11 protein-coding genes and 1 pseudogene are annotated in these 9,282 nt (G+C 69.5%); 7 read left to right on the top strand and 5 right to left on the bottom strand.

Going from position 1 to position 9,282, the window contains the following annotated elements; genetic code table 11:
* Both AC5LUJ_RS12405 and AC5LUJ_RS12400 read right to left on the bottom strand, forming a co-directional pair.
* A pseudogene (locus AC5LUJ_RS12405) lies at positions 1-214 on the bottom strand (glycosyltransferase); the annotation flags it as partial.
* Positions 215-225: 11 nt separating this feature from the next.
* A complete protein-coding gene (locus AC5LUJ_RS12400; RefSeq protein ID WP_250283716.1) occupies positions 226-885 on the bottom strand; it encodes a glycosyltransferase family 2 protein in 660 nt (219 codons plus the stop codon).
* Between the two features lie 241 nt (positions 886-1,126).
* Between AC5LUJ_RS12400 and AC5LUJ_RS12395 the strand changes: the two genes are divergently transcribed.
* From AC5LUJ_RS12395 to AC5LUJ_RS12385, 3 genes are all read left to right on the top strand, one after another.
* A complete protein-coding gene (locus AC5LUJ_RS12395) occupies positions 1,127-1,846 on the top strand; it encodes a response regulator (protein ID WP_250283718.1) in 720 nt (239 codons plus the stop codon).
* A 37-nt stretch (positions 1,847-1,883) separates the two neighbouring features.
* Entirely contained in the window at positions 1,884-3,029 is a 1,146-nt protein-coding gene (locus AC5LUJ_RS12390) for a sensor histidine kinase (RefSeq protein WP_250283721.1), read from the top strand.
* A gap of 159 nt (positions 3,030-3,188) precedes the next feature.
* Complete coding sequence (locus AC5LUJ_RS12385) at positions 3,189-4,232, top strand: NAD-dependent epimerase/dehydratase family protein (protein WP_250283723.1); 1,044 nt, start codon at positions 3,189-3,191, stop codon at positions 4,230-4,232.
* Positions 4,233-4,380: 148 nt separating this feature from the next.
* Here the strand turns inward: AC5LUJ_RS12385 and AC5LUJ_RS12380 are convergent, their stop codons facing one another.
* Positions 4,381-4,944: a hypothetical protein gene (locus tag AC5LUJ_RS12380; RefSeq protein ID WP_250283725.1), complete on the bottom strand. Its 564-nt coding sequence runs from the start codon at positions 4,942-4,944 to the stop codon at positions 4,381-4,383.
* 509 nt (positions 4,945-5,453) lie between these two features.
* On the opposite strand from AC5LUJ_RS12380, the gene AC5LUJ_RS12375 reads away from it, so the two are divergent.
* From AC5LUJ_RS12375 to AC5LUJ_RS12365, 3 genes are all read left to right on the top strand, one after another.
* Complete coding sequence (locus AC5LUJ_RS12375) at positions 5,454-6,530, top strand: cytochrome P450 family protein (protein WP_250289676.1); 1,077 nt, start codon at positions 5,454-5,456, stop codon at positions 6,528-6,530.
* Between the two features lie 76 nt (positions 6,531-6,606).
* Positions 6,607-7,191 (top strand): cytochrome c oxidase subunit 3 family protein, encoded by a 585-nt coding sequence (locus tag AC5LUJ_RS12370; protein ID WP_250289678.1) that lies wholly within the window; start codon positions 6,607-6,609, stop codon positions 7,189-7,191.
* A 10-nt stretch (positions 7,192-7,201) separates the two neighbouring features.
* A complete protein-coding gene (locus AC5LUJ_RS12365) occupies positions 7,202-7,471 on the top strand; it encodes a cytochrome C oxidase subunit IV family protein (RefSeq protein WP_250283730.1) in 270 nt (89 codons plus the stop codon).
* A gap of 306 nt (positions 7,472-7,777) precedes the next feature.
* On the opposite strand, the gene AC5LUJ_RS12360 is transcribed toward AC5LUJ_RS12365, so the two are convergent.
* Together AC5LUJ_RS12360 and AC5LUJ_RS12355 are read right to left on the bottom strand one after the other, a co-directional pair.
* A complete protein-coding gene (locus AC5LUJ_RS12360; protein ID WP_250283732.1) occupies positions 7,778-8,194 on the bottom strand; it encodes a type II toxin-antitoxin system VapC family toxin in 417 nt (138 codons plus the stop codon).
* Positions 8,191-8,442, bottom strand: a complete 252-nt coding sequence (locus AC5LUJ_RS12355) for a type II toxin-antitoxin system Phd/YefM family antitoxin (RefSeq protein ID WP_250283734.1) — start codon at positions 8,440-8,442, stop codon at positions 8,191-8,193. Before AC5LUJ_RS12355 ends, AC5LUJ_RS12360 begins: the two co-directional genes overlap by 4 nt.
* Before the next feature lie 145 nt (positions 8,443-8,587).
* Here AC5LUJ_RS12355 and AC5LUJ_RS12350 point away from each other — a divergent pair, with 145 nt between their 5' ends.
* Complete coding sequence (locus AC5LUJ_RS12350) at positions 8,588-9,112, top strand: AAA family ATPase (protein ID WP_250289681.1); 525 nt, start codon at positions 8,588-8,590, stop codon at positions 9,110-9,112.
* Positions 9,113-9,282 lie beyond the last annotated feature (170 nt).

Raw genomic sequence — 9,282 nt, 5'->3', positions numbered from 1 at the left:
TTTCCGGTGTTTCCGGCACACGTAGCCACGGGCCCACGGCGCCGTCGAGGACGAGGGTGGGACGCAGCCGGCCGAAACCGGGAAGGCGGCCGAGCGCGCGGACCGCGGCCAGGGTGTCCGCGAGCGCGGCGGTGGCCACGGCCGCCGCCTGCTCCGGGCTGAACGGTGGCGTCAGGCGGGTCTTGACCCGGCCGGGCACGGGTTCCTTCGCCACCACCAGCAGCCTCACCGCAGGCCTGCCAGGAGCGCGGACATGTCGCGCACGGCCCGGGCCGTGCCGAGCGGCGAGCCCGTCACCTTCGACCGGCCGACCCGCGGGCGGTAGTCAACGTCGATCTCGACGATCCGCCAGCCGGCCCGCGACGCCCGCAGGAGCAGCTCCAACGGGTAGCCGAACCGGCGGTCGGCGACCGGCAGCCGCAGGAGGTCGTCACGGCGGGCGGCCCGCATCGGCCCCAGGTCGCGGACGGGTACGCCGCGGCGGCGCAGCCGTCCGGCGACGACCGCGTTGCCGAGCCGGGCATGCGGTGGCCAGGCCCGCGGCGAGGTCGGGCGCCGCCGCCCGAGCGCCAGCTCGGCACGTCCGGCCAGCAGCTCGTCGACGAGACGGGGCAGCTGGGCCGGGTCGAGGGACGCGTCGGCGTCGCACACGCACACCACCTCGGCGTCCGTGGCCCGCAGGCCGGCGTGTACCGCGGCTCCGTAGCCGCGTTCGGGCACGGTGACCACGACCGCCCCGCGCTCGCGGGCCAGCTCGGGTGATCCGTCGTGGGAGCCGTTGTCCGCGACGACCGCCCGGTAGCCGGGCGGCATCCGGCCCAGAACCCAGGGCAGCGCGCCGGCCTCGTTCAGACAGGGCAGGACGACGTCCACCAGAGGTCGCAATTTGTCACTTTCTGTAACCATAAGTGCGACTGTAGGGGCGAAACCTCCTGATCGACCCTTACGGGACGAGGAACGCCCCGCCTCACCAGTCACCGCCCCAAGGCGCACAAATGAGCGAAAGCTCGCGAAGCGCACGAAGGATGTGAATCTCGTGCTCGCCGCCTACCGCAGAGGATTACGAAGTGGAGAAGCTCGTCCCCGAGCTGGTCACAGCCGGTTGTCAGGCCCTTATCGTGACGGCGTGACCCGTGTCCTCGTCGTCGATGACGACCCGACCGTGGCCGAGGTCGTCGACCGGTATCTGCGTAACGCGGGCTTTGACGTCGACCGCGCCGCGGACGGCCTCGCGGCGTTACGGATGGCCGAGAACAGCGCGCCGGATCTCGTCGTACTCGATCTGATGCTCCCGGGCATCGATGGCATCGAGGTCTGCCGCCGGCTGCGGGAACGCCGGCCGGTTCCGGTGATCATGCTGACCGCTCGGGGTGAGGAGGCGGACCGTATCGCGGGCCTCGAAACGGGTGCCGACGACTACGTGACCAAACCGTTCTCACCGCGCGAGCTGACGTTGCGGGTGCGGTCCGTGCTGCGGCGGGCGACCGAGCCGCCGCCACCGGCATCCGGTGTGCTGCGTGCCGGCACGCTGGTCGTGGACGCGGCCGCCCGTACCGTCACCCGGCACGAGGTGGCGCTCTCCCTCACGGTGCGTGAGTTCGATCTGCTGGCCTTCCTGCTGCGCCATCCCGGCCGCGCCTTCACCCGTGCCGAGCTGCTGGAACAGGTGTGGGGATGGAGCTACGGCGACCCCTCGACGGTCACCGTCCACATCCGCCGGCTGCGGGAGAAGATCGAGGACGATCCGACCGCCCCCCGGATGCTCGTCACCGTGTGGGGTGTCGGCTACCGGTACGACCAGGCGCCGCCGCCTGCCGACGACCCGCCTGTTGCCTATGGATCGTGACAGAAAGTAGCGAAGAACGCGGCAGAACGGAGTGATCGTGAGCGCCGAACTACAGGTCGTGATGATTGCGCTTGCCTGTTCGGCCGTGGCCGCGCTGACGGGGGTGCCGCTGCTGCGTCTGCTGCGGGGACGGCCGCTGTGGGCCACGGTGGCGGCGCTCTCGGTCGTGCCGGTGCTGGCGGTGGCGGCGGGGGTCGCCGGTACCGCGCGGGCGATGTTCCTTTCCGACCACGACCTGCGGGTCGTGCTGATCGTGGTCGCTGTCTCGACGGTGGTCGCCACCGCCGCCGCGGTGCGGCTGGGGCGGCCGGTCGTTACCGCCACCACCATGCTGACCAGTGCCGCGGCCACTCTCGGTGAGGCCGGCTATCACGGAGCGGGTCGCGTCCCCACGGCTGAGCTCGCCACGCTGGCACATACGCTGGATGCCACCCATATCCGGCTGGTGGCGGCGCGTGACCGTGAACGGGCGCTGGAAGCCAGCCGACGCGAGCTGGTGGCCTGGACAAGCCATGACCTGCGGACCCCGCTGGCGGGAATCCGGGCGACGGCGGAGGCGCTACAGGACGGCCTGGTGACCGACAGTGAGACAATGTCTCGTTACCATCGGTTGATACTTGCCGATGCCGAGCGGTTGACCGGCATGGTCGACGACCTGTTCGAGCTGGCCCGTCTGCAGGCCGGGGCCTTCCGGCTGACTCTTGAGAAGGTCTGCCTCGCCGACCTCGTGTCGGACGCGATCGCCGTCGTGGACCCGATCGCGCGGGCCAAGGGCGTCACCCTCACCGGCACCGCCGATCATGCGCTGTTCGTCATCGCCGACGCGACCGAGGTCGGACGGGCGCTGACCAACCTGCTCGTCAACGCCATCCGGCACACTCCGGACGACGGGACGGTGGAGGTCACCGCCGAGGCGGACACCGCGCGGGACCGGGCGCTGCTCGCCGTGGCCGACCGCTGCGGCGGTATCCCCGCCGACGATCTGCCCCGCCTGTTCGAACTCGGTTTCCGTGGCGAGGCGGCGCGGACACCCGGCGGCGGCGATCATCCCCACCAGCTCCGGGTGCGCTCGGGGATCGGGCTGGCGATCGTCCGCGGGATCGTCGAGGCCCATGGTGGCGACGTCACCGTGCACAACCACCGGGGCGGCTGTCGCTTCGTCGTCGCGCTCCCGGCCGCCTGACCAACGCTCCCTGGCCACCTGGGCAGACGCATGCCCGCGGGCCGCGTCACGCATCCGGGCTTCCCGGGCTTCCCGGTCTCCTCCGGGCTTTCCGGTCTCCTACGGGCTTCCTCGACTTGTAAGATCTGGAGCGCCCCGGAGCCGTTAGCGTCCGCGGGTATGCGCATTCTGGTCACCGGCGGCGCCGGGTTCATCGGTTCCCACGTGGTCGACACGCTCGTGGCGGCCGGCGACAGCGTCCGAATCCTCGACGCGCTGCTGCCGGCGGTGCATCGCGGCAGGCCCGAGGTGAACGCCGCCGCCGAGCTGATCGTCGCTGACGTGGCCGACCGCTCCCAGGTCGAAGCCGCGCTCGACGGTGTGGACGCCGTCTGCCACCAGGCCGCCATGGTCGGTCTGGGGGCAGATCTCGACGACCTGCCGGCCTACGCCACGCACAACGGCCTCGCCACCGCGGTGCTGCTGGCCGCCATGGCCCGTCGCGGGGTACAGCGCCTGGTGCTGGCGAGTTCGATGGTCGTCTACGGCGAAGGTGGCTACCGCTGCCCGGCCGACGGGCCGGTGCGCCCGGGCCCGCGGCTACCGGCCGAGCTGGATGCCGGCCGGTTCGAGCCGCCGTGCCCGCGCTGCGGCTGTCCGCTGGAGCCGACGCTTGTCACCGAGGACGCGCCGCTGAAGCCGAAGAGCGTTTACGCGGCCACGAAGGTTGCTCAGGAGCACCTTGCCGCCGCGTGGGCCATCGCCACCGGCGGCAGCGTCCTGGCGCTGCGTTACCACAACGTCTACGGCCCCCGAATGCCCCGGGACACCCCGTACGCCGGTGTCGCGTCGATCTTCCGTAGCGCACTGGAACGGGGCGAGCCGCCACGCGTGTTCGAGGACGGTGGACAACTGCGCGACTTCGTCCACGTCCACGACGTCGCGCAGGCGAATCTGCGCGCGCTGCGGCACCCGGGCGCACCCGGCGAGCTCGTACCGCTCAACATCGGCTCGGGTGAGCCGCACAGCGTCGGTGACATGGCCTCGGTACTGGCTCGGGCCTTTGGTGGACCAGGGCCCGTCGTCACCGGTTCATATCGGGCCGGTGACGTCCGCCATGTCACCGCCTCGTCCGCCCGCGCCCGGGGCTTTCTCGGTTATCAGCCCCGGGTTGTCTTCAGCGACGGGGTGAATGCCTTCGCCCGCGATCCGCTGCGCGGATGACGACCCACGGTGCCTTCGTTCCCGGCACCGGTGAACGGTGGGCTTCACGCTCCGGGATATCGCCCCTGCCGGAAAACGGCCTGTTCTGCCAGCCGGGACGATACCCGGGCGGACGATGGTCAGGCGGATGGTGCTCAGGTGATGCTGCTCAGGTGATGGTGCGGCTGACCCGGACGAACAGGTGGTGGAAACCGGCGAAGCCGCCGAACAGGCCGCCGATCTCAAGCACCTGGACGCGGGCCAGCCCGTCGGCGAGGATGATGTCCGAGGGCGGCAGGTTGGCCACGGCGTTGGCGAACGCCTCGTCGAAGCTGAGCTTGGACGACAGGCCGATGGCCTCCTCGGCTCCCGCCGGCGGAGCGGGCCGGTCGGCGCCACCGCGGACGGCCTCCACAAAGCTGACCAGGTCCTTGCCGGCGGGCTCGATGTCGACGTGGTCGGTGCCGTCGGCGTGATGGACCGTGATCGTGTCCTGGTCCTCGGGGTAGCGGACCGCCTCGGCGTAGCGGTACGGCGTGACGTGCTGCGGGAAGATACCCGGCTTCGCGCGGCGCAGGAGATTGAACTGCTGCGGGAAGATGCGCAGCAGGCTCCTGGCGATGTCGACCTCGTAGCCGGGGCTGGGCAGCTCGCCTTCGGCGACGAGCAGCACGAACGGCCCCTCACGGAAGGCGCGTATCCGGGTCCGGCTCGCCAGTTCCCAACGACTCATGACTCCTCCTGGTAATTGTCGGTCGCATCCGGGATGTGGCTTCTCCGCCACGGATATCTTCTTACTTTAGGCAACTGATCAGATACTATTGGCATATAGGCGACAGTTTTGCGCCTGCCGTGGGAACACGGTGTAGGCATATGTTGCCTGTAAGCAGATCACGAAAGCCCATGAGAGCCGTTCGGGGTGGCGGGTGTGGCCGTGAGCGCGCCGATCGCGATCTACGGCACGATGTAGATCGCGATGTAGAGGCCCGACCGTGAGGCGGGGTTCCGGAGGGCTGGCGGTCCGCTTGATCCCGGTGGGCCCGCCTGCCCGCCTGCCCGCCTGCCCGCACGGCGCGGTGGGTCTGTCGTCCTGGCCGGTATGACCGGCCTCTCATGGGAGTAGGAAAAGCTCCCTTATGGGTGATGCGGGATTCGTGACCGACATCACATGATGAGGTGCACCGCCGGACGGGGCCGTTCAGACCGATCAGACGGCTGCTCGCCCTGACGCAGGAGCCTCGCATGACCGTCACGTACACGGGGTCCGCCTCGGCCGTCGGTGTCCCGGGCGAGATCGCGCGGCATGTGGCGCTGCCCGAGGGGCGCCGGGGCGACGAGCCGCTCCGCACGGCGTACCGGCGGCGGCGGGAGAACGCGCCGCTGGCGGAAGCGCACGTCGAGGGCTATGGCCCGATCCGGCTCATCACCAGGTACGCGGACATCGTGCGGGCCGAGAAGCAGCCGGCTGTTTTCGCCGCCGGCGGTGGCGGTGCGGGCGTCCGGCCATCGAATCCGTACCAGGCCCATACTCCCCGAGGAGATCTGTTGACACTCATTGTGAACCCACCGGCGCCTACGGACTCGTCGACGCGTCTCACGGTCAGCGACCGGATCGAACGCGCCTTTTCGGCGGTTGTGCCGATCGGCGTGCTCCTCATGTTCGTCGGCCTGCTGGTCGCCGGTTATATCCCGGCGCTGCCCGCCTACTGGTCCGCGGAGAAGGTCGCCGACTTCTATCGGGACAACACGAACCTCATCCGTTTCGGGATCATTCTGACGCTGGTCGGATTCATGGTCTGGGGCCCGCTGATCACGGTGATCCTGCGTCAGATGTTACGTATCCGGCCGGAGCAGAAGGCCCTGGCCTACCTGCAGTTCGGCGCCGGCCTGGCGGCCTGGCAGTTCCTGTGGGTGCCGATGCTCGTCCTGGCGGCCGCCTCGTTCCGGCCGGAGCGCAGCCCCGAGGTGACGCAGACGCTGCACGACCTGGGCTGGATCCTGCTGTTCATGCCGTTCATGCCGTTCGTTCTGCAGAGCGGCGCCATCGCGCTGGCGGTGCTGCTGGACACCGGGCCGAAACCGGTCTTCCCGCGCTGGGTGGCCTACTTCAACGTGCTGGAGTGCTTCCTCTTCATGGCGGTGATCCTGATGCTGTTCTTCAAGACGGGGCCGTTCGCCTACCACGGCGTGCTGGTCTACTGGATCCCGCTGTTCATATTCGGTGTGTGGCTGCTCGTGATGGCATGGGCCACCTATCGGGGGGCCGTGGAGGAGCAGGCACGGCGGCTTGAGAGTGCCTCGGGCGCGTATGCGGGTTGAACGGCCGGCGTCGGCGTACCCGCCGTCGTCGGGCGCTCGGGCCGGCGCCCCCGGGCCGCGTGGCCACGTCCCGGACGTGCCCGATGGCGGCGGTCATGCCCCACCCGCGCGTGCCCCGCATGTGCCCGGTGAGGCCGGTGTCTGGGTCCTCGTCCTCGGCGAGATGTCGATGTTCGGGGTGTTCTTTGCGATCTTCATGGACGCCCGTGCCGGTGACCGGGAGCTGTTCGCCCGGTCACAGCAGCATCTGGGCATCGCGATCGGGCTCGTCAACACGATAGTTCTTCTGGCGAGCTCGCTGTTCGTCGTACGGGCCGTCCAGGAGGTCCAGGCCGGTGGGTTCGGCCGGGCGTCGAGATTCTTCACGCTGGCGCTGTCCTGCGGCCTCGGATTCATGGGCGGAAAAGCTCTGGAGTACGGCGAGAAGCTGCACGCCGGCATTTATCCCGTGACGGACGCGTTCTACATGTACTATTATGTGCTCACCGGGATACACGCTCTCCACGTCGCCGTCGGTATGTGTGTGCTCGCTTTTCTGCGGAAGGCGACGAGAAATCCGTCGCGTCGTCCGAAGGCCACGACGGTCGAGGCGTGCGCGTCCTACTGGCACATGGTGGATGTATTATGGATCGTTCTGTTCCCGTTGCTGTACCTCATCTGACGGCGATCTGATGGCGCGCCCGCGCACGGTGGCCCCGGGCCGGCTGGTCCGGCTGGTGTTCGTGGGGCTCCTGCTGCTGACGGCCGGCTCGTCGTGGTTCGCCGAGTCCGAAAGCGCCCGCGGCGTCGCCACGACGGCGTTCGTCATGACCGTCGTGGCGGCGAAGCTCCACCTGGTCGGCATGCACTTCATGGAGCTCAGGCACGCCCCGTTCGCGCTGAAGCTCGCCTTCCACGGCTGGATCGTCCTGGTGTGGGGCCTCATAGTCGGCCTCAGCTGACCCGTCCAGCCGGCCCATGAGCGCGCCCGGGCCGGAGGACTTCCGGCTCTGTTACGAGACGAATGTCCTCGGGCCGGTACGGATGATGCGTGCGTTCATCCCGCTGCTGCGGCGCTCGACGCTCCCGCGGGTCGTGATGGTGTCGAGCGGAATGGGCTCCCTTGCCATCACCACCGATCCCGCACGGTTGGAGCCGGGCATCGTCAGCCTCGTCCACCCGTCGTCGGAAGCCGCCCTGGATATGATCACAACTTCGCCAACGCCGCCTCGGCCAGGTGGCCTGTCAACAGGTCCGACGTGGAGTGCTTACTGCGGGACGGGCCGGCCGGGTGCTGTCGTGACCAGGCCGAGTTCTTCGGCGGTGGCGGCCAGGCGTCTGTCGTAGGTCACGAAGGCGCTGACTGTTTTCCCGGACGCGACGAGCTGGTCCGCGGTGGCGAGGTGAATAGCGTCCAGCGACCGTAGATGGGGGAAGGGGTAGGCGCCCGCGGTGGCTCGGACCGCGTCGTCGATGTCCAGGCGGTCAAGATGGGCGAGAACGCTGGCCACCGCCGCCAGCCGTGCTGGTTCCTCCCGGCGTAACGCCCGTGGGACTTCGACTTCGGCGAGTTTAGAAGTGATCACATGCTCGGCCGGTCGGGCGTTGAGCCATTCGGCCAGGGCGTCGCTCTCCAGCTCGGGCCTGATCAGCTTCACGATCGCGGAGGTGTCCAGATAGATCACCAGCGTTCCTCGTCGCGGAGCTGCCTGATCAGTTCGCCGGCTTCCAGGCCGCTGATCTGTGGCCCTTTCGGTGCGACGAAAGGGCCGGTGATGGTGGCCGGGGAGACTTTGCCCGCCGCGATCAGGTCGTCGAGCTCCCCGGGTGTCGCCGGCACGATACGGCCGATCACCTTGCCATGCCGGGTGATCTCGATGGTCTCGCCGCGCTCGACGCGCGCGAGCACGCCCGCGGTGTCCTGGTTGAGCACCCGCACAGGTACCTGTTCCACCGACTCATCGTAGTACGTGGGTAGTACTGTCCTGGTGTCGTCGCGGCGGAGGGTGACACGGCCATCGACGCCGGTCCTTCGTGACCGGCGTCGATGTCAGTAACATGAATGTTGGTCTTCGCGTGTGCATGAGGACTTCGTGGGCAGTGCCGAGGAGCTGGCGCGGCTGGCCGCCCACCTCGCGGCGGTCCGTGGCGGCCGGGGCCGGCTGGTCAGCGTGCGAGGGCGGCGCCAGGCCGGCAAGTCCAGGCTGATCAGCGAGTTCGTGCGCCGTACCGGCCTGCCGCAGACGTTCGTGACCGGGGCTCGTCAGGCGATCCCCCAGCGAGACCTCGACGGGTTCGTCGAGGACGCCCGGCTCGACTGCACGCTGCCCGGCGTCGACGGGCTCGCCGCCGGCGGCTTCACCACCTGGGGCACACAAAGGTGGGTTGGAGCGTGGTCGCCATACGGGACCCGGAGCGCATGGCAGGTAAGGATGGCTCGGCTGGCGAAGCTGGCGAACAACCAGCAGTTCAATGATCCCCGCGCGGGCGGGGCCGCAGCCCGGTGGGCGTCCGGGATCGGCTGTCGAGGTCGCGGTGGGTTACGGCGGCGGCGCTGTTGGCCGGGCCAGTGGCGGGAGTGGGCCCCAGGTCTCGGCCGGTAGCCGGACGAGCCGGCCGCCGCGCGGCACAAGCCACCCAAGCCACCGCCACGCCTCGGGCGAGGCACCGAGCAGCTCGTCTCGGGATGCCGACCAGACCGCCAGCTCCCCGTCGGGAAGCTGCTCAAGACACCAGCCGACCGGCTGCCCGGTGGCGCTGTCCCAGATGCGGG

This window comes from Protofrankia sp. CiP1_Cm_nod3, assembly GCF_982290655.1.
This window is presented reverse-complemented; position numbering and strand designations above follow the sequence as displayed.